Raw genomic sequence first — 25,194 nt, 5'->3', positions numbered from 1 at the left:
CGGGTTTTTTGCATTTGCGGGAAAGCTTTTGCTCACACTGATTTATTAAAACCAAATCAGGGGTTTACAGATCAAAAAGGCCTCCGTATAGTGCGCCACATCAACAGCGGCAACGCTTGCGATGATTGCCCAGATGGTGAAATTGGTAGACACGCCAGCTTCAGGTGCTGGTGACCTTACGGTCGTGGAAGTTCGAGTCTTCTTCTGGGCACCAATTCAAATTCAAGGTTCACGCCTTGGATTTCACAAAAACCCGCGAAAGCGGGTTTTTGCGTTTCTGGCTTCCTGAATTTCCGCAGGTCTTGTAGGAGCGTGTAGGAGCTGACGAGTGCAACGAGGCTGCGATCTTTTGATCTTGCTTTTGACCCCTACCGTTTAACAGCAAGATCAAAAAGATCGCAGCCTTCGGCAGCTCCTACACAATCACCAGTCGCCCCACAAGGCGCACTTGAGAAACAATATCGTTTATCATTGTTGCAAGTTTTTGCAATGCGACAGTGAGGAACCCTGCGAATGACGTTTCGAAATACCCTGCGCCGAGGCCTGACCTTCACCCTCCTCGGCCTGGCACTCGCCACTCCCCTCACCCAGGCTGCCGATGCGGTTTCCCTGACTCTCTACAACGGCCAGCACAAGGAAGTCGGCGACGCGATTGCCAAGGCTTTCGAAGCCAAGACCGGCATCCACGTCAACGTGCGCAAAGGCAGCAGCAACCAGCTCGCGAGCCAGATCATCGAAGAAGGCGACCGCTCGCCCGCCGATGTGATCTACACCGAAGAGTCGCCGCCGCTGAACAACCTCGGCGAACAGGGTCTGCTGGCCAAGGCCGATGACGCCACCCTAGCGGTTTTGCCGGAAAAATACGTCGCCGCCAACGGTACCTGGATCGGCGTTACCGCGCGCGTGCGCGTGGTCGCGTTCAATCCGAAACTGATCGATGAAAAAGACCTGCCGAAATCGGTGATGGAATTCTCCGAGCCGCAGTGGCAAGGCAAGGTCGGCTTCGTGCCGACCAGTGGCGCCTTCCAGGAACAGGCAGTAGCAATCATCAAGCTGCACGGTCGTGACGCCGCCGAAGAATGGCTGACCGGCCTGCGCGCGTTCGGCAAGACCTACAGCAACAACATGGTCGCACTCAAAGCTGTGGAAAACGGCGAAGTCGCTACCGTACTGGTGAACAACTACTACTGGTTCGCCCTGCAACGCGAGAAAGGCAAGCTCGACTCCAAGCTGCATTATTTCACCGGCGGCGACGCTGGCGGCTTGATCACCGTGTCCAGCGCTGCCGTGCTGAAATCCAGCAAACATCCAAAAGAAGCCCAGCAATTCCTCGCCTTCATGGCCAGCGAAGAAGGTCAGCGCGTGATCACTCAGACCACCGCCGAATACCCGCTGCACAAAGGCATGGAGTCGGATCGCGGCCTCAAGCCGTTCAGCGAACTGGAAGCGCCGAACGTCACTCCGGCGGATCTGGGCAATGCTGAAGAAGCGCTGGAGCTGGAACGCGAAGTTGGCCTGAACTGATGGCAGCATCGTTATCGGCCCCCGCCGCGCGCGGGGGTTACGTGCCAAGACGCAAAAGACCGTCAATCTGGCTGGTGCTGCCGGTATTGCTACTGGTGGTCATGAGCCTGCTGCCTCTGGCCTATGTCGGACTGAAAGCCTGGCAGGCCGGCTGGGCCGAGGCGCTGCATTTGCTGTGGCGCCCGTATGTGTTCGGCCTGTTGCGCAACACCTTGGCACTGATGGTCGGCGTGACGGTTACCTGCGCCGTGATAGGTCTGTCGCTGGCGTGGCTGCTGGAGCGTAGCAATCTGCCGGGGCGGCGCCTGTGGGGCGTGATCCTGTGCCTGCCGTTTGCGGTGCCGGCGTTTGTCAGCAGCTTCACCTGGGTCTCGCTCAGCGCGCAATTCGAAGGCCTCGGCGGGGCGATTCTGGTGATGAGCCTGTCGAAGTATCCGCTGATCTTCCTCCCAGTTGCGGCGACCCTGCGCAATCTCGATCCCTCCCTCGAAGAATCCGCCCGCACGTTGGGACAGAATCGCTGGGGCGTATTTTTCCGCGTCACCCTGCCGCTGCTGTGGCCATCGCTGCTGGCCGGTTCGCTGCTGATTGCCCTGCACATGCTGGTGGAATTCGGCGCGCTGTCGATCATTGGCCTGCAAACCTTCACCACGGCGATCTACCAGCAATTCGAACTGGAATTCAGCAATGCCAACGCCGCGATGCTTTCGGCGGTGTTGCTGGCGCTGTGTCTGCTGCTGTTGTGGCTGGAGCTGCGCGTGCGTGGCAAGGGCCGGCATGTGCGCACCGGCCAGGGCGCGGCGCGGCAAGCTGAACAGGTAAAGCTTGGACCGTGGGCGGCGCTTGGTCAGTTGTATTGCCTGTTGCTGGCGATTATCGGCAGCGGCATTCCGTTGGGGATGTTGGCGTATTGGCTGGCGGTCGGCTCATCGGCGGCGTTCCCGGTAGCGGCGATCACCGAGGCGCTGTTGTCATCGCTGGCATTGTCATTGGGCGGCGCGGCGCTGTGCCTGGTGCTGGCGGTGCCGGTCGGGTTGCTGGTGGTGCGCTATAAAGGCCGATTGGCAATCTGGGCCGAACGCCTGCCTTATCTGTTGCACGCGCTGCCGGGCCTGGTGATTGCGTTGACGCTGGTGTATTTCGCCCTGCATTACGTGCCGGTGCTGTATCAGACGTCGGGCTTGCTGCTGATCGCCTATGCGCTGCTGTTCCTGCCATTGGCGCAGGCGCCGATCCGTACTGCGCTGAACAAGGCTGCACCGCAGCTGGAAGAAGCGGCGCGGACATTAGGCGCATCGTCGTTCACCGCGTTTTGCCGGGTGACCTTGCCGATCATTTTCCCGGCACTGGGCGCAGCGTTTGCGCTGGTATTTCTTGATGCGATGAAGGAATTGACGGCAACGTTGCTGCTCAGCCCAACCGGACTCAATACATTGGCGACCGAAGTCTGGGCGCATACGGCGAATGTCGAGTTTGCGGCGGCGGCGCCTTATGCGGCGTTGTTGATTGTGGTCTCGGGGTTGCCGGTTTATCTGCTGACGACGCGGATGTATCTCAGCCGCTAAAAGATCGCAGCCTTCGGCAGCTCCTACATCGGAATTTGCGTTTCCCTGTAGGAGCTGCCGCAGGCTGCGATCTTTTGATCTTAAGCGCGGAACTGTCCCAGGCTAGCCTTCAACTGCGCCGCCAGACCATCCAGCACCTTGCCACTGGCCGTGGTCTCCACCACTGCCTGCGCCGCTTTCTCGGCTTGGGCGTGAATCGTCTCGACGCGCCCACGCACTGCCTGTGCACCCTGCGCCTGATGCGCTGCTGCTTGCGTCGCCAGACCGATCGCCGCATGCACCTGCTCGACCGAAGCCTGCACCGATTGCTGCAAACGCGCACTGTCGCGCAACACCAGCAAACCTTCGCTGGCCTGTCGTCCGGCCTGACCAATCGCCTCGACTGCCTCACGTGCGCCTTGCTGCAGAGCAACGATGTGCGCTTGAATATCACCCGTCGAGCTCTGCGTTTTGCTCGCCAGTGCACGCACTTCATCCGCGACCACGGCAAACCCACGCCCGGTTTCACCGGCGCGCGCCGCCTCGATCGCAGCGTTCAATGCCAGCAGGTTAGTCTGTTCGGCGATGCCGTGAATCACCGTCAACACCACCTCGATCTGCTCGCTCTGCTGCGCCAGTCGCTCGATAACCTTCGCCCCGGTATCGACCTGCCCGGCCAGCGCTTCGATCAGGCTGCCAACTTTCGCCGAAGTCCGGGTGTTCTCATCGGTGGCCTGACGAATATCGACAACCTGCTTCAGCGCCGCCTGCATTGCCTGACTTTCCGACTGCGCCTCGTCTGCCATTTGCGACAGCGCGCGAAGGCTTTCCGCCACTTCATCGCGCTGCATTCCGGCAGCCGCATCGGCGCCAGCGTTGCGCAAAGTCATCGCGCCGATTTCCACGCCAGTGCGCTGAGCGACATCACCCGCCTCGCGTACGATCGGCTGCAATTTATCCACAAAGCGATTGACCGCCGAAGCCATGTCGCCGATTTCATCCTTGCTGTTGATCTGCACACGCTTGGTCAGATCACCCTCGCCTGCTGCCAGATCGCCCATCGCTGCATTGAGCATTTTCAGACGATTGACCACGCGATGACCGAGCACCACGGCCAGCAACAGCAGAACGCCGCAACCGACCAGCGCAAGGCCAAGGCCGATACGCCAGCGCAGTGTCGCGGCAGCGTCTTGAACGGTTTGTGCGGTGTTGGCTTTCATTTCGCCAGCGGTGCCCTGCGCCGATTGCAGACGCGCCTGCATCGCCTTGGCACTGTCCGCCGCTGCGCCTTTGAGGCTGTCACCGACCAATTGATCGCTGCTGGCAATCAGCGCCAGGAAGCGCTTGTCGAGCTCGGCGAGATCGGTTTCCACCGAGGCCGTGGACACACCCATCAGCACTTTGCCGATCTCCACGCCATTGGGATTGATCGAGGCTTCGAGGTAGTAAACCGAAGGATCGTTTTTCGCCGCATCCAGCACCTTATCCAGCGCACGCTCGCCCTGACCTTTTTCCAGCAAGGCCTTGTTGATCGGGTTTTCACGGTTGAGGTAACGAGTCAAATGCTGGCCGGTGGCGTCGTCATACACCACGAACAGCACGTTGGGATTGCGCTGGGCGCGACGAGCGAACTCCGAGAGCGTCGGCACGTCGCTGTCCCACATGGCACGCGGCGCTACGGATGCAAGCAACTGCGCCATGTCGTTGGCCGAATCCTTCAGATCCTTTTCCAGCGTCGCCCGCAGTTGCGCCTGCTCTTCTTTGAGGCGTGCGGACAGGCCAGCCGTGAGGCGCTGACGAGTGCTGGCCGATAACGCATCAAGACTTGAAGTGACTTCACGCCCCGCCTGCTCCAGCTCACCGGAGAGTTTCTGGCTGTCGGCACCCAGGCGCACGGCCAGATCGGCTTCCAGCGCGGTCACCGTGCTCCGCGTCAGGGCAACCGCCACCAACACCTGCACCAAAAGGGCGATACCAAGGGTAACGAACACCGGCCGCAACAAACGGCTTTGTAACAGTGAGAGAACGGCTGACACTTTAAATCCCTCTACTTCTGACGCCATTAATTTGATGGCACTCTTGTAGGCAGATTCACAGCAAAGGTCATGCCGTCCAACAGGCATAAACGACAAAGGCCCCGATTAAGGGGCCTTTGTTTTTTACATCAACAACTTATCAAGCGAACGGATGACGCAGAACGATGGTTTCGTTGCGGTCCGGGCCCGTCGAAATAATGTCGATCGGCGCGCCGATCAACTCTTCAACGCGTTTGATGTAGGCACGAGCATTGGCCGGCAGCTCTTCCAGGGTCTTGGCACCCACGGTCGATTCGCTCCAGCCCGGTACTTCTTCGTACACCGGCTGCAGGCCGACGTAGCTGTCAGCATCGGTCGGCGCAACGGCATTGCCCTGCGCGTCCTTGTAGCCGACGCAGATGTTGATGGTTTCCAGGCCGTCGAGTACGTCCAGCTTGGTCAGGCAGATGCCCGAGATGCTGTTCACGTCGATAGCGCGACGCAGGATGACGGCGTCAAACCAACCGCAACGACGGGCGCGACCAGTGGTGGCGCCGAACTCGTGACCTTGCTTGGCCAGGTGCGCACCGACTTCGTCAAACAGCTCGGTCGGGAACGGGCCGGAACCGACGCGAGTGGTGTAGGCCTTGGTGATGCCCAGGATGTAGTCGAGGAACATCGGACCCACGCCCGAACCGGTCGCCACGCCACCAGCGGTGGTGTTGGAGCTGGTCACGTACGGGTAGGTGCCGTGGTCGATGTCGAGCAACGAACCTTGCGCGCCTTCGAACATGATGTCCTTGCCGGCACGACGCAGATCGTGCAGCTCGGCAGTCACGTCGAGCATCAGCGGCTTGAGCAGCTCAGCGTATTCCTTGCACTCGGCCAGGGTCTTTTCGAATTCGATGGCTGGTTCTTTGTAGTAACCGACCAGCATGAAGTTGTGGTAATCCACCAGTTCACGCAGTTTGTCTTCGAAGCGTGGCATGTTCAGCAGGTCGCCGACACGCAGGCCACGACGGGCAACTTTATCTTCGTAAGCCGGGCCGATGCCGCGACCGGTGGTACCGATCTTCAGCTCGCCACGGGCCTTTTCACGGGCCTGGTCCAGCGCGACGTGGAAGGACAGGATCAGCGGGCAGGACGGGCTGATACGCAGGCGCTCGCGCACCGGTACGCCTTTCTCTTCCAGCTTGGTGATCTCGCGCAGCAGAGCGTCAGGTGCAACCACCACGCCGTTGCCGATCAGGCATTGCACGCCTTCGCGCAGCACGCCCGACGGAATCAGGTGCAAGACGGTTTTCTCGCCGTCGATCACCAGCGTGTGACCCGCGTTGTGGCCACCCTGGTAGCGCACTACGGCGGCAGCATGTTCGGTCAGCAGATCAACGATCTTGCCTTTGCCCTCATCACCCCACTGGGTGCCCAGGACTACGACATTCTTACCCATAACACTTGTCCTCATTCGCGCAAACTTGGTGCCGGCGATGGCCGGCAGGAAAACTCAAGAAGCCAGTGGCGATACTTGCCAAAGCCCGTTCTGCTGAATCAATTGCCGGTCGCAGTCCGCATCACGGGCAGCGGCCAAAGGTTGTCCAGGCAAGGCCTGAACGACACGCTGACCCTCACTGCGCAACTGGCAAACCTGCTGCCAGAGTGCCGCATCCGTACTGTCAGGCATCCAGATACCGCCAGACGGTAGCTCGATCTCAGCACGCCCCAGGGTCACCAGGGTTTTCAAATCGGTAGAGAAACCAGTCGCCGGACGGGCGCGACCGAAGTCGGCACCGATGTCATCGTAACGACCGCCCTGAGCGATGGACTGGCCAACGCCCGGCACGAACACCGCGAACACCACACCGGTGTGGTAGTGGTAGCCGCGCAACTCGCCGAGGTCGAAATACAGCGGCAGCTGCGGGAAGCGCACGGAAAGACGCTCGGCGATCGCCAGCAGATCTTCCAGCGCCGCCAGCACCGGCGCCGGCGCATTGGCCAGACGCTCGCGGGCAGCGCTCAACACTTCACGGCCGCCACACAGATCAACCAGTGCGCGCAGCATGCCCGACAGATCGGCCGGCAGGCCTTCGGTCAGGGTAATCACTTCATCGATGGCCTTGCGCTGCAGGGCATCGAACAACTGCTGTTCAACTTCACCAGACAGACCGGCGGCGCGCGCCAGACCACGGTAGATGCCGACATGGCCGAGGTCCATGTGCACGTCCGGCACATCGGCCAGTTGCAGCATGGCCAGCATCAGACTGATGACTTCGACATCGCTGCTCGGGCTGGCGTCGCCGTACAGCTCGGCGCCCAGCTGGATCGGGCTGCGCGAGGACGACAATGCACGCGGCTGAGCATGCAGGACGCTGCCGGCGTAGCACAGACGGCTCGGGCCTTCGCGACGCAGGGTGTGCGCATCGATGCGCGCCACTTGCGGCGTGATGTCGGCGCGGAAACCCATCTGCCGGCCCGATTGCGGGTCGATGACCTTGAAGGTACGCAGATCCAGGTCCTGGCCCGCGCCGGTCAGCAGGGATTCCAGGTACTCGATATGGGGAGTCACGACGAACTCGTAACCCCAGCTCTGGAACAGATCCAACACCTGACGACGCGCGACTTCAATGCGCGCCGCCTCCGGTGGCAGTACTTCTTCGATGCCATCTGGCAGCAGCCAGCGGTCTACCGTTGCCATTACGCCATTCCCCTTTGATCCGGGCGGCCAGCACTAGGCGAGCCTTGAGTGAAGCAGAAAATGACCGGGGCGTTCAAAACGCACGCGCATGAACGACGCAGCGAAAGGCCGGCTGGCGGCTTCGCCCATCACTTTCCTCGAAAAACGCCCGGGCTATTCAAACCCGATGTCTGCAACAAAAACAGCAATCAAACGTGCAGACGCAAAAAAGCCGGGAATTTCCCGGCTGCCGCATCATACACACGTTTTCCGAAAGGATCACCCCGCCCGAGGTTTTAGCCGCCGGGCGGACTGATTCAGGTCAACGTCGTATCAAGGTTTGGCTTTTTCCAGATAACGGAAGAAGTCGCTGCTTGGGTCGAGGACCAGGACGTCGGATTTGTTCGCGAAGCTTTCACGGTAGGCACGCAGGCTACGGTAGAAACCGTAGAACTCCTGGTCCTGGCCGTAGGCCTTGGAGTAGATCGCAGCAGCCTGGGCGTCACCGTCACCGCGAACCTCTTCGGATTCACGATAGGCTTCGGCCAGCAGCACGCGGCGTTGACGATCGGCGTCGGCACGGATGCCTTCGGCCAGCTCGTTACCCTTGGCGCGGTGCTCGCGAGCTTCACGCTCACGCTCGGTGCTCATACGCTCGAACACGCTGCGGTTCACTTCCTTCGGCAGATCGATGGCCTTGACCCGGACATCGACCACTTCGATACCCAGCTCCTTTTCCGCCATCTTGTTCAGCGACGCAGTGATGTCAGCCATCAGCGCATCACGTTCACCCGACACCACTTCGTGCAGGGTGCGCTTGCCGAACTGGTCACGCAGGCCCGATTCGAGACGACGGGACAGACGCTCGTCGGCGATCTGCTTCAGACCCGAAGTCGCGGTGTAGAAGCGCTCGGCATCTTTCACCCGCCACTTGGCGTAGGCATCGACCATCACGGCTTTCTTTTCCAGAGTCAGGAAGCGCTGCGTCGGTGCATCCAGCGTCAGCAGACGCGCGTCGAATTTGCGCACCTGGTTGACGTAAGGCACCTTCACATGCAGACCCGGCTGGACATCGGCCTGAACCACACGACCGAATTGCAGCAGCACCGCGCGCTCGGTCTGAGCGACGATGTAGAAGCAATTCCAGCCCACCAGTACCACAACGACGCCAACGATCAGGGCGATCAGCGATTTATTGCTCATCAGCGGGTCTCCCTTGTACGCGTCTGCGGCACGTCGGTGACATGCGGCGTGACGTCCGTGTTGTTGCTGGCGGCCGAACCGGTCACCGGTGCATTACCCGAACTGTTCTGGATCATCTTGTCCAACGGCAGGTAGAGCAGATTGCTCTGGCCGTTCTTGTTGCCGGTCACGAGGACCTTGCTGGTATTGCTGAAGACTTCCTGCATGGTGTCCAGGTACAGACGCTCACGGGTGACTTCAGGTGCCTTGCGATACTCGGCGACCAGTTTGGTGAAGCGATCGGCCTCACCCTTGGCGCGCGAGATGGTCTCGTCGCGGTAACCGTTGGCATCTTCGATGATGCGCTGGGCCTGACCACGGGCTTCCGGCACAACGCCGTTGGCGTAGGTTTCAGCCTGGTTGCGCGAACGCTGCTCGTCTTCACGGGCGCGGATCACGTCATCGAAGGCTTCCTGTACTTCACGCGGTGCCGCTGCGCTCTGTACGTTGACCTGGGTGACGGTGATACCGGTGCGATAGGTATCGAGGAAACGTTGCAGACGCTCCTTGATTTCGCTGGCCATCAATTCACGACCTTCGGTCAGCACCTGATCCATGGCGGTGGAACCGACCACGTGACGCAGCGCACTTTCAGTCGCGTGCTGCAGGCTGATTTCCGGCTGATCGACGTTCAGCACGAAGTCCTGCAGGTTGCTGATCTTGTACTGCACGGTCAGCGGCACTTCGACGATGTTCTCGTCTTCAGTCAACATCTGGCCCTGCTTGGTGTACGCACGCTCACGCGTCACGTTCTCCATGTACTTCTTGTCGATCGGCGGGAAGTAGATGTTCAGACCCGGGCCGACAGTCTCGTAGTACTTGCCGAAGCGCAGCACCACGGCTTGCTCCTGCTCGTCCACCACGTAGACCGCGCTGTACAGCCAGACAGCCGCGAGCACGACCAGGCCGATGCCGAGCAGACCGCCGAAGCCGCCACTGCTGCGCCCCGACCCGCCGCCGTCATCACCGCGTTTCTTACCACCACCGAACAACCCGTTCAGGCTTTCCTGCAGCTTTCGGAAGGCCTCGTCGAGATCCGGTGGCCCCTTGCGGTCGCCGTTATTGCGGCGCTTGCCACCCCAGGGATCCTGATTATTCGAGTTGCCACCCGGCTCATTCCAAGCCATAGCGCTCTCCATCTGATAAAGCAAAGACGCACCCACGGCGCGCCGACCAATGCTACAGAATGCCTGCCGTTGCGGCACAACCGCTTTGTCAGGCTTTTATTGCAAAGTGTGTTGCTCGATGAATTCCATCGGCTGCAATCCTTCGCGGCTTACCAATCGATTCAACTCGATCCGGGGCAAACGAACGGCCAGCAGGCTGACACCTTCTTCATCGTATTCTTCTTTCTGCACCGCACCGAGTTCGAAGAACTGCGCACGCAGTCGAGCGAAGCGTTGCGGCAAGCGCAAGGTACCGACGAACAGATCACTGCCGAGCAACTCGGCGATGGCCTGTTCAAGCAATTCCAGACCGCTGCCATCACGCGCCGAGAGCCAGACCCGTTGCGGCTTGCCATCGGCATCGCGCTGGATCTGCGGCTCGACGCCTTCGAGCAAATCGAGTTTGTTATAGACCTCGAGGATCGGCAAGTCCTGGGCACCAATCTCGCCCAGCACCACCATCACCTGCTCGATCTGCAACATGCGATCCGGTTCGGCCGCATCGATCACGTGCAGCAGCAGGTCGGAATTGCTCGACTCTTCGAGCGTAGACCGAAATGCCTCGACCAGCTTGTGTGGCAGGTGACGAATGAAGCCCACGGTATCGGCGAGGACGATCGGACCGAGGTCGTCAAGCTCCAGCCGGCGCAGGGTCGGGTCGAGCGTGGCGAACAGTTGATCGGCCGCGTACACCTCGGACTTCGTCACGTTGTTGAAGAGTGTCGATTTGCCCGCGTTGGTGTAGCCCACCAGCGAAACGGTAGGAATGTCCGCACGGGATCGGCCACGGCGCGACTGCTCGCGCTGACTGCGCACCTTCTCCAGCCGCCCCTTGATCTGACGCAGGCGAACCCGCAGCAGACGGCGGTCGGTTTCCAGCTGGGTTTCACCCGGGCCGCGCATACCGATACCGCCACCCTGACGTTCAAGGTGAGTCCAGCCGCGAACCAGCCGCGTGCTCATGTGGTCAAGCTGGGCCAGTTCGACCTGCAGCTTGCCCTCATGGGTGCGTGCGCGTTGGGCGAAAATATCGAGAATCAGCCCGGTGCGGTCGATCACGCGACACTCGAAAACACGTTCGAGGTTGCGTTCCTGACTGGGGGTGAGGATGTGATTGAAAATCACCAGATCGGCTTCTTCAGCCTTGACCAGGTCGCGCAGTTCCTCGACCTTGCCGCTGCCGATCAGATATTTGGCGGTTGGCCGATGACGCGGCACGTTAAAAAACGCGACGGTCTCGGCGCCAGCCGAATTTGCCAACTCCTGAAACTCCTGCGGATCTTCGCGCGCCTCAGGGTCCTGTCCATCCAAGTGAACGAGGATGACTCGTTCACCACCACCGTGGCGCTCAAAGAACAAAGGAGACTCCTATCAGGCGTTACCCGGCGCTGCATCGGCATCGCCCTGTTCGTTTTCGGTTGCGCTAGGCAGACGAATTGGACGAACCGGCACGACGGTCGAGATAGCGTGTTTGTAGACCATCTGGCTTACGGTGTTTTTCAGCAGGATCACGAACTGGTCGAACGACTCGATCGTCCCTTGCAGCTTGATACCGTTGACCAGGTAGATGGAAACCCCGACTTTCTCTTTACGTAAAGTGTTCAGGTAAGGGTCTTGTAGCGAATGCCCTTTTGACATGTGCCGCACTCCTTTAAGGATTCAATAATAAAAACAGGTAAATTCAGATGGCTTCGGCCGTCACACCCCCAAGGATAGACGGCAATTGCAAGGACTCAGCTCAATATGGAGATGGTCCCAAGGTATTTCAAGGCGCGTGGCAGATTGTCGCAATCAAGACTGTCCAGCCAGTGCAAATCGTCCCAGCTGCGCAGCCAGGTAAACTGGCGTTTGGCCAATTGGCGCGTGGCGATGATGCCCCGCTCCTGCATCTGGGCCAATGTCAGCTTGCCGTCCAGGTAATCCCAGACTTGGCGGTAGCCTACCGCACGTATAGACGGCAACCCCGAATGCAGGTCACTTCTTTTACGCAGGGCTACGACCTCGTCGATGAATCCCTGTTCCAACATATTTGTGAATCTTTGTTCAATTCGCTGGTGCAAAACCTGACGATTCGCCGGAGCAATGGCCAGGTTCGCGACAGTATAGGGCAATTGTTGGCGTCCCGAAGCGGCTGCTTCAGTACTTTGCGCAGATTGTTGCTCGCGCAGGGCGGTCATGCTCTGCCCGCTGACTCGATACACTTCCAGTGCCCGACTCAAGCGCTGCGGATCATTGGGATGAATGCGCGCCGCCGACACCGGATCGATCTGCGCCAGTTGATCGTGCAGGGCTTGCCAGCCGAGGCGTGCAGCTTCTTCCTCGATCTGCGCACGGACCTCGGGATCGGCCGCCGGCATGTCTGCCAGACCTTCGATCAAAGCCTTGTAATAGAGCATGGTGCCGCCGACCAGCAGCGGGATCTTTCCTCGCCCAGTGATTTCGGCCATGGCCTGCAACGCGTCGCGACGGAAATCGGCGGCTGAATACGCTTCAGCGGGGTCGAGGATGTCGATCAGCCGGTGCGGGTATTGCGCCAGCAACTCTTTCGAAGGCTTGGCCGTGCCGATGTCCATGCCGCGGTAGACCAGTGCCGAATCGACACTGATCAATTCGCACGGCAGCACCTTGGTCAGCTCGATGGCCAGATCGGTCTTGCCCGCAGCGGTCGGGCCCATCAGGAAAATCGCTGGAGGAAGCTGGCTCATCAACGACCGCGCAGGAACAGTTTGTCCAGATCGTCCAAGCCCAATTGGGTCCAGGTCGGTCGGCCATGGTTGCATTGACCGCTGCGCTCGGTGTTTTCCATATCGCGCAGCAGGCCGTTCATTTCCGGCAGGGCCAAGCGCCGGTTGGCGCGGATCGCGCCGTGGCAGGCCATGGTGCCGAGCAATTCGTTGAGGTGCGCCTGGATACGGTCGCTGGTGCCGTACTCCATCAAATCCGAAAGCACGTCGCCGACCAGTCGATTGGCTTCGGCCTGCTTGAGCAATGCGGGAATCTGCCGGATCGCCAAGGTTTCCGGCCCCAGGCGCTGCAATTCAAAACCAAGGCGCTGAAACCAAGCGGCGTGTTCTTCAGCACAATCGGCCTCGCGCTGACTCACGGCCAGCGACTCCGGCACCAGCAACGGCTGGCCACTTAGACCTTCGCTGGCCATGGCGATTTTCAGGCGCTCGTACATGATCCGCTCGTGGGCGGCATGCATGTCCACCAGCACCAGGCCATGGGCGTTTTCGGACAAGATATAGATGCCCTTGAGCTGCGCCAGTGCATAGCCGAGCGGCGGGATATCTTCCTGACCGGTTGGCAGCGCGCTGGCATTGGCTTCAGGCAGCGGCGCGAAAAACTCTTTGTAAGCGGCTTGCGCCTCGGCAGCAGGCAACGCCGATTGCGGACGCGGCGTGTATTGATACTGATAAGCGCCGCCAGCGCTGGCCCCGGATGACGTGTTGAACGCCGGTTGCGCCTGCGGCTGCTCCAGCAGCGCATTGGCGGCCAGACGCATCTCGCCCTGTGGGCCGAATTCGCCCGCCTCGATCCCGCTCGGCCGAACGATCGCCGTGGTCACCGAACCGGCCAGTTGATCTTCCGGACGCACATCGCCCAGCGCACGGTGCAGCGTGCCATACAGGAAATCGTGGACCATGCGCCCGTCACGGAAACGCACTTCGTGTTTGGTCGGGTGGACGTTGACGTCTACCGCTGCGGGATCGACCTCGAAAAACAGCGCGAAGGTCGGGTGCCGGCCATTGAAAAGCACGTCGCGATAAGCCTGACGAACCGCATGGGCTACCAGTTTGTCGCGCACTGCTCGGCCGTTTACGAAGAAATACTGCAAGTCCGCCTGACTGCGGTTGAAGGTCGGCAAACCGACCCAGCCCCACAGATGCAAGCCGTTACGCTCGATCTCGATCGGCAGCGCCTGCTCAAGGAAACCCGAGCCACAAATCGCCGCCACACGCCGGGCGCGGGCCGCATCATCGTGGGCCTCGTGCAAGCTGAGGATGGTCTTGCCGTTGTGGCGCAGATGAAACGCCACGTCGAAGCGCGCCAGCGCCAGACGCTTGATCACTTCTTGCAGGTGATCGAACTCGGTTTTTTCGGTCTTGAGGAATTTGCGCCGGGCCGGGGTGTTGAAGAACAGGTCGCGGACTTCCACCGAAGTGCCGACCGGATGCGCCGCCGGCTGCACGCGCGGCGCCATGTCCCGGCCTTCGGTTTCGACCTGCCAGGCCTGATCGGCATCGCGGGTGCGCGAGGTCAGGGTCAGACGCGCCACGGAGCTGATCGACGCCAGCGCCTCGCCACGGAAACCCAGGCTCATCACCTGTTCGAGGTCTTCGAGGTTGCGAATCTTGCTGGTGGCGTGACGGGCCAAGGCCAGCGGCAGGTCATCGGCGGAAATACCGCTGCCGTCATCGCGCACGCGCAGCAGCTTGACGCCGCCCTGCTCGACATCGACGTCGATACGCTTGGCGCCGGAGTCGAGGCTGTTTTCCAGCAACTCCTTGATCACCGAAGCCGGGCGCTCAACCACCTCACCGGCGGCAATCTGGTTCGCCAGCCGCGGGCTGAGCAGCTCGATGCGCGCCGTGTTCATTACCTGGTTCATTCTTTGGACGCCAGTTCGGTGCCTGGAATGGTCAGGTGCTGACCGACTTTCAACTCGTCACTTTTCAGGTTGTTTGCAGCACGCAAGGTGGCCGGCGAGACCTGATAGCGCACGCCGATCATCGCCAGGGTTTCCCCCGGGCCGACACGGTGGTCGCGCGGGCCTTGGGCGATCTTGCCGGAATCACGCAGCCAGGCAATGTAAGTGCCCGGTGGCGGATTCTGCTGGAAGAACTGGCGCACGCCGCTGCTGATCGAACGGGCCAGCGCTTGCTGGTGGCTCGAGGCGGACAGTTTGTTCGCTTCGTTGGCGTTGGAGATGAAGCCGGTTTCGACCAGGATCGACGGAATGTCCGGCGACTTCAGCACCATGAACCCGGCTTGTTCCACACGTTGTTTGTGCAGCGGCGTGACGCGACCGATGTTGGTCAGCACTTTTTGCCCGACGTTGAGGCTGGAGGTCAGCGACGCGGTCATCGACAGATCGAGCAACACGCCCGCCAGCATACGATCCTTATCGTCGAGGCTGACGTTGCCGGCACCGCCAATCAGGTCGGACCGGTTTTCACTGTCGGCCAGCCAACGGGCGGTTTCGGACGTAGCGCCACGATCAGAGAGGGCGAACACCGACGCCCCGAACGCGGCTGCGGACGGCGCGGCGTCGGCGTGGATCGAGACGAACAGGTCGGCGCCCTTCTTGCGGGCGATTTCGGTACGCCCGCGCAATGGAATGAAGTAGTCGCCGGTACGGGTCAGCTCGGCGCGGAAGCCTTTCATGCCGTTGACCTGACGCTGCAACTCGCGAGCGATCTGCAGTACCACGTCTTTCTCACGCTGGCCGCGCGAGCCGGACGCGCCCGGGTCTTCGCCACCGTGGCCGGCGTCGATCACCACGATAATGTCGCGTTTGCCGGCCGGGGCTGGCGGCAGCTTGATCGCCGGTTCAGTCGGGGTCACCGGCACTGCCGGCACGGTTGCCACCGATGGCGTCGGGGCCGGCGGCGGCGCGGCATCGGCCGGGTTGTCGAACAGATCGACCACCAGACGGTTGCCATACTGCGCGTTCGGCGCCAGCGAGAAGCTTTTCGGAGTGACGGCTTTTTTCAGGTCAATGACCACGCGCAGGTCGGTCGGGGTGCGCTGGGCCGAGCGCATCGCAGTGATCGGCGTGTTCGCGGTCTGCACGTTCAACGGCGCGCCGAGGGTGGCGCCGTTTATGTCGATTACCAGCCGGTCCGGGGCTGTCAGGGTGAAAACGCTGTGCTGCACCGGGCCGCTGAGGTCAAAGACCAGTCGCGTGTTGTCCGGCGCCCGCCACAGGCGCACGCTGTTGACCTTTGAATCGGCCACAGCGTTGACGGTTACTGCCATCAACATCAGTCCAGCGGCAGCCACCAACGCGCGAAAGCGCATACCAAACCCCATCATTTAATTGGATTCCAATGCCAAAGCGGCACACCAGGCCTCGCCACGCGAGCCCTGGGCTAAAATTTTCAGCGAACGCCCGCTGTCTTGCGGGCTAATGGTAATGGTCAGGTCGGGCTTTGGCAAAAAGCCTGCACCTTTATCGGGCCACTCGATCAGGCACAGGGCATCGTCTTCGAAGTAGTCACGGATGCCGAGAAACTCCAGCTCCTCGGGATCGACCAGGCGATACAGGTCGAAGTGGAAGGCACGAATGTCACCGATCTCGTAAGGCTCGACCAATGTGAATGTCGGACTTTTTACCGCGCCAACATGCCCCAAACCGCGAATGATGCCCCGCGACAGGGTGGTTTTGCCCATACCCAGATTGCCTTCGAGAAAAATCAGGCCATGGCCCTGGGTGACGCGGGCGATCCGTGCGCCAAAGTCGCTCATCGCCTGTTCATCGGCCAGGTACAGGGTTACTTCAGACACGGTGCTTGCTCCTCCAACAACTGACGAATGGCTGGAATCAGATCACTGGCCGCCAGCCCACGGCCGAATTTGCCTTGTTGCATACCCGCGTTGGCGTGCAGCCAGACGGCCAGGCATGCCGCATCGAACGCGCCCATGCCTTGGGCCAGCAATGCGCCGGTGAGACCGGCCAGTACATCACCCAACCCGCCTGTGGCCATCGCCGGATGGCCCTGATGACAGAGGGCCAGACGCCCGTCTGGATGGGCGATCAGACTGCCGGCACCTTTCAGAACCACTACCGCTGAATACTTTTTGCTCAACGCCAGAGCAGCGGCCGGGCGATCGGCCTGCACCTCAGTGGTGCTGACGCCAAGCAAGCGCGCCGCTTCACCCGGATGCGGGGTGATCACGCAATCCTTGGGCAACTGGACAAAATCGCTGGCCAACAGGTTCAACGCGTCAGCGTCCCACACCTGCGGCGATGGTGCATTGGCGGCAGCCGACAACAGGGCACGGCCCCAACTGGCCTGACCGAGTCCCGGCCCGACCACCAATACCGAAACCTTTTCCAGCAGACTCATCAGCTGATTGGCTGACGAGGTGCCGAGCGCCATCGCCTCCGGCACCCGAGTCAGCGCCGCCGGCACATGCTCTGGGCGAGTCGCCAGCGAAACCATGCCCGCGCCGCCGCGCAAGGCCATTTCCGTGCTGAGCACAATCGCTCCGCCGAAACCGTGATCGCCGCCGATCAATAACACATGACCAAAGCGCCCCTTGTGCGAGGTCGGCGCACGCGGCGCAAGTGCTGGGAGATTAGCGGCGCTCAGGCGCTGAGCGCAGACAGGAATGTCACTGAAAATTTCGTCGGCGGCTTGCAGATCGCTGAAGACCAGTTCGCCGATATGATCCGCCGCATCGCCGGTCAACAGCCCGATCTTCATAGCAATGAATGTCACCGTTAGATCGGCGTGGACCGCGACACCCAGTTCACGCCCGGTATCGGCACATAGCCCGGAAGGGATATCGACCGCCGCTACCGGCAAACCGCAGGCGTTGATCGCCTTGATCGTCGAGGCATAGGGCTCACGCACTTCGCCGCTCAGGCCAGTGCCGAGCAAGGCATCGAGGACGACACCGCGCAGCTCGCTTTGCCCCTGCCAGCCTTGCACCACAACACCAGCAGCCACCGATTCGGCATGGGCCAGTGCGGCATCGCCCTGCAAACGCTGCGGATCGCCGACGGCGAGAACGCGCACCGTCCAACCGGCCCGCAGCGCCAGCCCGGCCACCAGATAACCGTCGCCAGCGTTGTTGCCGTGCCCGGCGAGCACCGTCAGTTCGTTCGCTGCCGGCCACTTGCGCACCAGTGCGCGCCACGTCGCGCGGGCGGCGCGCTGCATCAATTCGAAGCCCGGCGTGCCGGCGGCGATCAGCCGCGCGTCGAGTTCGCGCACCTGCGCGGCACGGTACAGCGCGTCGGGTAATTCATCTTTCGTCTGCGGCATGCGTCTTCGGGCTCCGATGTCTGGCAGAATTATACGCACCTCAGCTCCGGTTTCTCTCGCCTCATGTCCGCCATCACCACAGACCTGCCCGCCCTCGCCCGATCGATCAAGGATTGGGGCCGCGAGCTGGGCTTCCAGCAAGTCGGCATCAGCGGTCTGGACCTGGCCGAGCACGAGCAGCATCTGCAACGCTGGCTCGACGCCGGCTATCACGGCGAAATGGACTACATGGGCGCCCATGGCAGCAAACGCTCGCACCCGGAAGAACTGGTGCCGGGCACGTTGCGCGTGGTTTCCCTGCGCATGGACTACTTGCCGGGCGATACCGAAATGGCCAAACGCCTGGCTGAACCGGAAAAGGCTTACGTGTCGCGTTATGCCTTGGGCCGCGATTACCACAAATTGATCCGTAAACGCGTTCAACAATTGGCCGACAGGATCCAGGCAGAGATCGGCCCGTTCGGTTTTCGTGCCTTTGTCGACAGTGCGCCAGTGCTGGAAAAAGCCATCGCCGAACAGGCCGGGCTGGGCTGGATCGGCAAAAACACCCTTGTACTGAATCGCAAGGCCGGCAGTTATTTCTTCCTCAGCGAGTTGTTCGTCGACCTGCCGTTGCCGGTGGATGAACCGCATAGCAGCGAACATTGCGGCCGTTGCACTGCGTGTCTGGATATCTGCCCGACCAACGCCTTCGTCGGCCCCTATGTGCTGGACGCTCGGCGCTGCATTTCCTATCTGACCATCGAGCTGAAAACCGCGATTCCAGAAGAGTTGCGGCCGTTGATTGGCAATCGCGTGTTTGGCTGCGACGATTGCCAGATCGTCTGCCCGTGGAACCGTTTCGCCCGGCCGACCGGGGAAAACGATTTCAAGCCACGGCACAATCTGGATAACGCACAGTTGGCCGAGTTGTTTTTGTGGGATGAAGATAAGTTTCTAAGCAGCACCGAAGGTTCGCCATTGCGGCGCGCCGGGTATGAGCGCTGGTTGCGCAATCTGGCGGTGGGGCTGGGAAATGCGCCTTCAACGATTCCGGTGCTGGAAGCGTTGAAGGCGCGACGGGATTATCCGTCAGAGTTGGTTAGAGAACACGTGGAATGGGCGTTAAGCCAGCATTCGGCTCTAATCCATACCCAGGCCACTACATTGCCAACGGACGGAACGGGTGACCCGTAGACTGTGCTACGAAAACGGGACCACACCGCTAATCACCATTGCGGGTCGTGAGCGCCGACTTGCTTGATGATGATTTGTTTGGTGTTGTCATTCACCAGAAAAAAAGCACGGTGTTCACACGTCACACGCATGTGTGCATGCATGAATCCCTTATGCTCACCATTGGGCTTGAAGTTGTTGTAGTTGGGATAGTTCTCGTACAGGCCCGTGGGAAAAACCTTGGCTGCTTCTCGAGGATGCGTATTGTGGTTAATGATCTCTGCCTTGTACTCGTAGTACTTGGCAAGCTGTGCTTTTCCACGTTTTCCCTCATCGAGATAATTGTGACCGGCAAAATCTTCAATAACCGTCCAGTTTGCTGGCGGCTCCGCCTCAGCAGCAGCCGCTCCGGCTTTGCTTGATTTGGAAAACTCTTTTTTGTAAGGCATGCCGAACGTCGCGTATTCCTTTTCAACGATCCTGACTGGCGGCTCGTCAGCCAGTTTCACAAGATACGGGCGCGGCTTCAGTGTTTGCGCGACTGCGTGTCGAACCGCCAGTGCACCCGCAGCAGCCGACGCAATACCCAGCCCCATACTTACCCAGCCGAGTATTTCGCCTACCCGCGACTGCGGGTCATACGCATAGGCAATCTCGCTGCCAACGGCAGTCACCCCTGAAGCGACGCCCAACCCCATTGCCAACAGGGCTAATGGCGTAGCAGCACCGAGGGTCACGATACTCGCGACAATCCCGATAACCCCCAGCGCAAGCCCCGCAATCGACTGCCAGGAAATATGTCCAGTAGGGTCAATGCGGTTGACCGGATCACCCAGGCAGTATGCATAGGCATTCAAACCGCCCGCACCAAACGGACTCATGCTGTCGGGACTGGTGAACCGCATCAGGGTTGGGCTGTAGGCCCGGTAACCGTTGCCGAGCAGGTACAGACCTGTGACTGCATCCAGTTGCTCGCCATTGAAACCCGCAAGGCTGAACAACGCACCTTCGGCAGGACGATGTCCATAAGGGCTGTAGGCATTGTCTTCCCATTGCTCCCCGTGTAACTGGGTCAGCACCGTTTGCTGTTGATCCGCCCCGAAGATCCGGCTGCCGACGTTAGCCCCGAATTGCTGTTGCCCCAGTATCAGGCCACGATCGCGCACGACACTGCGCGAATCCTCGCCACGAATTTCGCTACTGACTGCCGAGTGGTGATAGTAGCGCTGCATATCCGGCATGCGCGGTTGCGACAGTTCAACGACTCGGTCAAAGCCGTCGTAATGGAAACCACGCACCACATCCCCGCGTGCATTGCTCACTTGGGTCAGCCGACCGAAGGCGTCATAAGCCAGAGTGCGCGTCTGATCGTCCTTGATTATTCGACCGTTGGCGTCGTACTCCAGGGTGACCGGCGCGGGATAATCAGCATGGGAGTGCATTACCCCAATAAGCTGCGCCGGATCGATTTCGCTGAAACTGAAGGTCGTTACGTTGACGCCTTGGGGAAAGGTGGTTTGCAGCGTCAGGATGTTGTCCTGCGCGTCGAAGGTAAATATTTGCTGAGCGATCTCCTTTCCGTACGGATCCCGTGGCCGCTGGCTGCCATCACAGTCGTACTGTTTGAGGCGCCCGCGAACGTCGTAAGTGAAACGCTCGTCACGCAGCACGAAAGCGCCGCGCCTCAAAACCTTCTGCGCCAGTTTACCTGCCACGGTGTAGCTGGAGCTCAGCGTCTGAGTGGGCAAACCGCTGACTTCAAAACTTCGGGTTATTTCACGCCCTATATCGTCGTAGGTCAGACGCGTCGTCAACAGGCGCTTGGTCGAAGTATCGCGTGTTTCGATCCTCTCCAGCAGGCCGCGTTTGTCATAGAAATAATCAGCCTGCACCGCACCTTGCTTGAATGAGGTTCTTCGCCCCCAGTTGTCGTACTGCGTCTGATGCTTTGTACCGAGCACATCCATGTAGGTAAGGGGCAAACCGGCGAAAGAATAGGTATGGGAAACCGTCTTGCGCTGTTCGCCGAATTGGCTGGTTTCCGACTTCAGGCGTCCAGAGGGGAAATACTCGAAATGACGCTCGCGACCTTGTTCGATGCAGCTCTTGGTTTTTCCGTTCTGGACATCGTAGGTGAATCGGGTGGTCAACCCGTTATCTTCCCCCTCGGTCACTGCTTTGCGCTCAGTCAACACCCCGCCCAGCTCAGGGGCATGGACTAACTCGATCTTCTGACCCGCTGCATCTGTGGAGGACTTGGGTAGGCTGCGCCCGGCCTCGTAACTGGCGACCGACTTACGCCCCCCCACAGTAATCTCGGTCACACGGTTCAAACCATCGAACCTCTGTTGTCCCAGTGGCAAACCCGCCACTTTGATTTCAACCGGCAGCTCACCAGTGCTATGGGCGGCAAATGTGGTTTCCACGGCATGGCCGTCCGGCAGAACACTGCGAACCATCCGGTCGAACGCATCATATTCGTAGCGAGTGATGTTGCCGGCGGGATCGGTCTGACTCAAGGTTCGGCCCAAACCGTCATATTTATAAACGGTTTTACCCAGGCTTTGATCCTTGAGATCGAACATCTCGACGCTGTCCGGCTTACCGAAAGCATTGACGGCGACAACTGTCTTGCCCATGCCCTGCTGCCAGTTTTGCTGCTGGCGGCTGATCGGGTCGAACACACTATGCTCGATGCGCCCATCGCCATGGCGGGTCTCCGTGACCTGCCCCCAATTGTCGTAAGAAAACTCCGTCTTGACCTCACGCAGAAGGCCTTCCCACCAATCGCTGTGAATGACCTCCACGGGCCGTCCCGACTGGTCATGAAACGCGCTGTAGACCGTGCGCATCGGGCAGTTGCCATGCGTGTCGGGGTTGTCGCAATCCTTTTCCTGAATCGCCATGATGCGGCCCAGACCATCGTATTTGGCGATTTGCATACCACCTGACGAGTCTGTCGTGGTCATCCTCGCAGGCCTGTTATCTTTGGCAGCCTCATAGTTCCAATGAGTAGAGGAGGCATACGCCGTACCGGCTGCGAGTGTCTTGCGCAGACGGCGGCCAAGCTTGTCGTATTCGTACTCGATAACGCGGTCGTCAGCATCTCGCTCCGACACTATCAGTCCATTCAGGGTCGAGAGCGTTTGCTCACTCGAACTGGTGGTGTTGTCAAAACCGTGCACGGTTTTTTTCAGCACCAGCCTGCTACCGTCTAATACATACGAGTACTCGATGCGAGTTGTCGTGGCATTGCGGACCACGCTTTGCTGTAGCAATAATCCGTGCCTGGCAGGGTCCTTGGGTGTATTGAGATAAGTCAGGTCTACTTGGGAGCGAAGAATCTCACTTCCATCCACCAGTTCGAAAAACTCCTCCTGGATGGGCACCACATTAGCGTGCGTCGCACCTTCGAGTGCGGGATGCAAAGCGTATCGATAGCGGGTAACGGTAGAGGCACCGCCGCCAACCGCAGGCACTACGGTCTTCTGCTTCAGAAAGCGGACAAACCCTAGGGGATCTTTCGGGCAGTCTTTTGATTCGGAGTTTGGGTAGTATTCAAACTGCGTGGTCAGCCCGTTGGCACTCACTTGCTTGACAAGGTTGCCGACAGAGTCGAATTCAGTGGTGGATACCTCGGTGCGCTTTTTTTTGGTCGTGCGGTTTTCATAACTGAGTGTAAGGGACTTGGGCATCCTGAATTGCGGGTCCTGCTCAGTAAACGGCTTGGTGACGTTACAGTGATATTCGGTAGCAGCCGCCGTCACCGCATTACCACACTGCGTCACTTCAGAGACCAACAGATGAAATTTGTTGTAAGTGCGTTTGGTGTGAGTATGGAGCTTACTCCCCACAATCAACTGTTCAGTGGAGCTGTACTGATATTTAGCCTGTGCACGGTAAAGCAGGTCAATGTCATCCTTGCTATCCGCTTCTACACCATAGCCTAGGTAGTTTGGTTCCGAGTAGGTATAGGTCTTGATTATTTTTCGCTGTCCTTGCTTGGCAAAAATATCATGCGCTATCACGTACGGCACGCGTTGCATTCCACCAGGAAGCAAGTGGCCATCGCGCTTGTAGCGAATGATTTCAACGGTCCCGAGAGGCGACTCCACACGACTGACATAATTGATACCGTCAATGATTTCGTACTGGAGATCCCAGCGCCCGCCGACCGGTAAGGCAATGGTGGTGACACGATCATTACTGAATGTCAGCGAGAACTCTGCGCTTTCCAGCATGCCGGGATTCTGCGTCAAAGTAAGCTTGCCAGCAGTACCGCTGACCTTGAGCAGTACTCTTTTTGCATCCCTTATCTCAACGAGTCTTGGTTGCTCATTGAACAAGACATACTTCAAAGCGATGCTTGCGCCGTTCGCAGCGATAATTTTCTTGGGCACCGCAATCTGGGTGGCACCAAAAACCTCAAGCTCTTCTCGCCGACCATCCTTGTAGTGGACGGCATAATGCCCGACACCCGTTTTCAGAACCTTGGCGCTCTCCAGCTTCATTTCCTTGAAAAATAAAGCCTTAGAAGTTTCAGAGGCTTTATAGGTCTCACCGTTGGCCAGCGTCATGACCTTACTGCGCAAGTCATAACGACTGGTCGCCAGCGACCACCCTGAGCCATAACCTGCGTTACGCGTGTCAATAGGGTTGAAGCCCAGCGAAAGATTGAATGATGGTCCGTTAAGGTCGGTAGAGCGAATGGCACCTAGTGTCAGAGCCAAGGTATATATCCCCGTGCGGGGATCTACGCCACCAGCGACAAATCCGCCGAAATTGAATGCATTGGAACGCACTGAATCAGTAGCTTGACTGTTCATGGATAACTCCCTGTCATTTTCGAAAAAAGCACACCAGCTAGCGCCCCGCGTACTTTGCACAGAACAACGAACACGGGGGAATCGCAAAACTTGTCAACTCAATGTGTAAGAGCGAGTAGCAATATCAGGATTGACACGGACTCTGTGCTCGGTACCGTATTCATCAAAAACCTGCAGACTCAATTGAGCCGTACGACCAGGTTTGTTCGGATAGTCTTGTGTCAAATGGCTAAGTATCGATATGACCCCAGGATCCTGAGCCAAAGAGCGAAATCCTTTTGAAGTGCGGGCGGTGACTTGCACACCATAGATCGGCCCAATAAAACCAACATAACTTCTCATCCCATGAGATACATTGAGGGCATTACCCGATGAGAAAAATTCGGTTGCAAACTCTTCGTCGTATCTGGTGTCGAAACTCGTCCAATCCAGCAAATTGATCTGCCGTCCTTCCGCATGTAAAGAGAGACTGTGTAATTCGGTTCGTTCAAAAAGGCTGGGCAGATCAAGAACTCTGGTTTTTTTTATCATGAAATTCGCGATTGGATACTGCTTGGGGGCGATCGCCTCCAGGGTAACGCTACTGTCATAGCCGTTCCGGCCATCGCTTCGATATGTTACGCCTTGCAATGTGATTTCAGCGGCAATCTGAATCGAACCCGGTCGATTGCTGGTGACCCAAAATTCAAAAATCTGCACACGTTCCGATGGACCCGATATCCGGTTATCAGGCGCTGGCACTAGCGGAAAAACGCGGGATGCGCCACCTGACATATCGTGCGCGTAACGGTTCTCCTGAGTCCCGACACTCCAGCTACCCCCCAATGGTGCGGAGGTGTCATAGCCGATCAGCTTGAGAGTCTCAAGGGCCGGATGCCCATAGAGCGACACCTCCTCAGCATTCGAATTTTCTCCCGAAACCAGCACCAATACCCTGACTTGCATACGACCGTTGGCGTAAAGCGCCTTATGCCGAATTGTTGAAGTGTCGAGCGTTACTTGAAACCGCTGAATACTCAAATCCTGCTCAAACATATAAAACCCTCTAACCAAT

At 59.2% G+C, this 25,194-nt stretch carries 17 protein-coding genes and 1 tRNA gene; 4 read left to right on the top strand and 14 right to left on the bottom strand.

The window, feature by feature from the left end; translation table 11 throughout:
• Positions 1-127: 127 nt before the first annotated feature.
• The 3 genes from OK411_RS03750 (at position 128) to OK411_RS03740 (ending at position 3,089) form a co-directional block, all read left to right on the top strand.
• A tRNA-Leu gene (locus OK411_RS03750) sits at positions 128-214 on the top strand.
• Between the two features lie 299 nt (positions 215-513).
• Positions 514-1,524: an extracellular solute-binding protein gene (locus tag OK411_RS03745; RefSeq protein ID WP_016771941.1), complete on the top strand. Its 1,011-nt coding sequence runs from the start codon at positions 514-516 to the stop codon at positions 1,522-1,524.
• Positions 1,524-3,089: an ABC transporter permease gene (locus tag OK411_RS03740; protein WP_122601479.1), complete on the top strand. Its 1,566-nt coding sequence runs from the start codon at positions 1,524-1,526 to the stop codon at positions 3,087-3,089. The genes OK411_RS03745 and OK411_RS03740 overlap by 1 nt, the downstream gene beginning before the upstream one ends.
• Positions 3,090-3,169: 80 nt before the next feature.
• Here the strand turns inward: OK411_RS03740 and OK411_RS03735 are convergent, their stop codons facing one another.
• The 12 genes from OK411_RS03735 to OK411_RS03680 form a co-directional block, all read right to left on the bottom strand.
• Positions 3,170-5,104, bottom strand: a complete 1,935-nt coding sequence (locus OK411_RS03735) for a methyl-accepting chemotaxis protein (protein ID WP_264364441.1) — start codon at positions 5,102-5,104, stop codon at positions 3,170-3,172.
• 139 nt (positions 5,105-5,243) lie between these two features.
• Positions 5,244-6,533, bottom strand: a complete 1,290-nt coding sequence (locus OK411_RS03730) for an adenylosuccinate synthase (protein WP_016771943.1) — start codon at positions 6,531-6,533, stop codon at positions 5,244-5,246.
• Between the two features lie 54 nt (positions 6,534-6,587).
• The gene (locus tag OK411_RS03725) at positions 6,588-7,775 is read right to left on the bottom strand and encodes an ATP phosphoribosyltransferase regulatory subunit (RefSeq protein ID WP_016771944.1); all 1,188 of its coding nucleotides are present in this window, start codon (positions 7,773-7,775) and stop codon (positions 6,588-6,590) included.
• Between the two features lie 312 nt (positions 7,776-8,087).
• A complete protein-coding gene (hflC, locus tag OK411_RS03720; RefSeq protein ID WP_016771945.1) occupies positions 8,088-8,957 on the bottom strand; it encodes a protease modulator HflC in 870 nt (289 codons plus the stop codon).
• Positions 8,957-10,123, bottom strand: a complete 1,167-nt coding sequence (gene hflK, locus OK411_RS03715; RefSeq protein WP_024011368.1) for an FtsH protease activity modulator HflK — start codon at positions 10,121-10,123, stop codon at positions 8,957-8,959. The genes hflC and hflK overlap by 1 nt, the downstream gene beginning before the upstream one ends.
• Before the next feature lie 96 nt (positions 10,124-10,219).
• Positions 10,220-11,521, bottom strand: coding sequence for a ribosome rescue GTPase HflX (gene hflX / locus OK411_RS03710; RefSeq protein ID WP_016771946.1), 1,302 nt, complete (start codon positions 11,519-11,521; stop codon positions 10,220-10,222).
• Between the two features lie 12 nt (positions 11,522-11,533).
• Entirely contained in the window at positions 11,534-11,800 is a 267-nt protein-coding gene (gene hfq, locus OK411_RS03705) for an RNA chaperone Hfq (protein ID WP_016771947.1), read from the bottom strand.
• A gap of 95 nt (positions 11,801-11,895) precedes the next feature.
• On the bottom strand, positions 11,896-12,867 hold the full coding sequence (miaA, locus tag OK411_RS03700; RefSeq protein ID WP_073471677.1) for a tRNA (adenosine(37)-N6)-dimethylallyltransferase MiaA: 972 nt from the start codon (positions 12,865-12,867) through the stop codon (positions 11,896-11,898).
• On the bottom strand, positions 12,867-14,774 hold the full coding sequence (gene mutL / locus OK411_RS03695; RefSeq protein WP_024011367.1) for a DNA mismatch repair endonuclease MutL: 1,908 nt from the start codon (positions 14,772-14,774) through the stop codon (positions 12,867-12,869). Before mutL ends, miaA begins: the two co-directional genes overlap by 1 nt.
• Positions 14,771-16,150: an N-acetylmuramoyl-L-alanine amidase gene (locus OK411_RS03690; protein ID WP_370593506.1), complete on the bottom strand. Its 1,380-nt coding sequence runs from the start codon at positions 16,148-16,150 to the stop codon at positions 14,771-14,773. The genes mutL and OK411_RS03690 overlap by 4 nt, the downstream gene beginning before the upstream one ends.
• A gap of 51 nt (positions 16,151-16,201) precedes the next feature.
• Positions 16,202-16,672 carry a tRNA (adenosine(37)-N6)-threonylcarbamoyltransferase complex ATPase subunit type 1 TsaE gene (gene tsaE, locus OK411_RS03685; protein WP_016771950.1) on the bottom strand — a complete coding sequence of 157 codons (471 nt, stop codon included), beginning with the start codon at positions 16,670-16,672 and terminating at the stop codon, positions 16,202-16,204.
• Positions 16,660-18,159 (bottom strand): NAD(P)H-hydrate dehydratase, encoded by a 1,500-nt coding sequence (locus OK411_RS03680; protein ID WP_264364440.1) that lies wholly within the window; start codon positions 18,157-18,159, stop codon positions 16,660-16,662. The genes tsaE and OK411_RS03680 overlap by 13 nt, the downstream gene beginning before the upstream one ends.
• Positions 18,160-18,222: 63 nt before the next feature.
• Here OK411_RS03680 and queG point away from each other — a divergent pair, with 63 nt between their 5' ends.
• A complete protein-coding gene (queG, locus tag OK411_RS03675) occupies positions 18,223-19,335 on the top strand; it encodes a tRNA epoxyqueuosine(34) reductase QueG (RefSeq protein WP_264364439.1) in 1,113 nt (370 codons plus the stop codon).
• Positions 19,336-19,367: 32 nt separating this feature from the next.
• Here queG and OK411_RS03670 read toward each other — a convergent pair whose 3' ends face one another.
• Together OK411_RS03670 and OK411_RS03665 are read right to left on the bottom strand one after the other, a co-directional pair.
• Positions 19,368-24,140, bottom strand: coding sequence for an RHS repeat domain-containing protein (locus tag OK411_RS03670; protein WP_264364438.1), 4,773 nt, complete (start codon positions 24,138-24,140; stop codon positions 19,368-19,370).
• Positions 24,141-24,233: 93 nt separating this feature from the next.
• A complete protein-coding gene (locus tag OK411_RS03665) occupies positions 24,234-25,175 on the bottom strand; it encodes a hypothetical protein (RefSeq protein ID WP_217879219.1) in 942 nt (313 codons plus the stop codon).
• Between the last annotated feature and the right edge of the window lie 19 nt (positions 25,176-25,194).

This window comes from Pseudomonas sp. RG1, from assembly GCF_025910115.1.
GTDB classification, from domain to species: Bacteria; Pseudomonadota; Gammaproteobacteria; order Pseudomonadales; family Pseudomonadaceae; genus Aquipseudomonas; species Aquipseudomonas atacamensis.
This window is presented reverse-complemented; position numbering and strand designations above follow the sequence as displayed.

Bases quoted from the DNA above. Each gene is read 5' to 3' on its own strand.
- OK411_RS03745 (WP_016771941.1), top strand. From the start codon at position 514: ATGACGTTTCGAAATACCCTGCGCCGAGGCCTGACCTTCACCCTCCTC.
- OK411_RS03740 (WP_122601479.1), top strand. From the start codon at position 1,524: ATGGCAGCATCGTTATCGGCCCCCGCCGCGCGCGGGGGTTACGTGCCA.
- OK411_RS03730 (WP_016771943.1), bottom strand. From the start codon at position 6,533: ATGGGTAAGAATGTCGTAGTCCTGGGCACCCAGTGGGGTGATGAGGGC.
- OK411_RS03725 (WP_016771944.1), bottom strand. From the start codon at position 7,775: ATGGCAACGGTAGACCGCTGGCTGCTGCCAGATGGCATCGAAGAAGTA.
- hflC (WP_016771945.1), bottom strand. From the start codon at position 8,957: ATGAGCAATAAATCGCTGATCGCCCTGATCGTTGGCGTCGTTGTGGTA.
- hflK (WP_024011368.1), bottom strand. From the start codon at position 10,123: ATGGCTTGGAATGAGCCGGGTGGCAACTCGAATAATCAGGATCCCTGG.
- hfq (WP_016771947.1), bottom strand. From the start codon at position 11,800: ATGTCAAAAGGGCATTCGCTACAAGACCCTTACCTGAACACTTTACGT.
- miaA (WP_073471677.1), bottom strand. From the start codon at position 12,867: ATGAGCCAGCTTCCTCCAGCGATTTTCCTGATGGGCCCGACCGCTGCG.
- mutL (WP_024011367.1), bottom strand. From the start codon at position 14,774: ATGAACCAGGTAATGAACACGGCGCGCATCGAGCTGCTCAGCCCGCGG.
- OK411_RS03690 (WP_370593506.1), bottom strand. From the start codon at position 16,150: ATGTTGATGGCAGTAACCGTCAACGCTGTGGCCGATTCAAAGGTCAAC.
- OK411_RS03680 (WP_264364440.1), bottom strand. From the start codon at position 18,159: ATGCCGCAGACGAAAGATGAATTACCCGACGCGCTGTACCGTGCCGCG.
- queG (WP_264364439.1), top strand. From the start codon at position 18,223: ATGTCCGCCATCACCACAGACCTGCCCGCCCTCGCCCGATCGATCAAG.
- OK411_RS03670 (WP_264364438.1), bottom strand. From the start codon at position 24,140: ATGAACAGTCAAGCTACTGATTCAGTGCGTTCCAATGCATTCAATTTC.
- OK411_RS03665 (WP_217879219.1), bottom strand. From the start codon at position 25,175: ATGTTTGAGCAGGATTTGAGTATTCAGCGGTTTCAAGTAACGCTCGAC.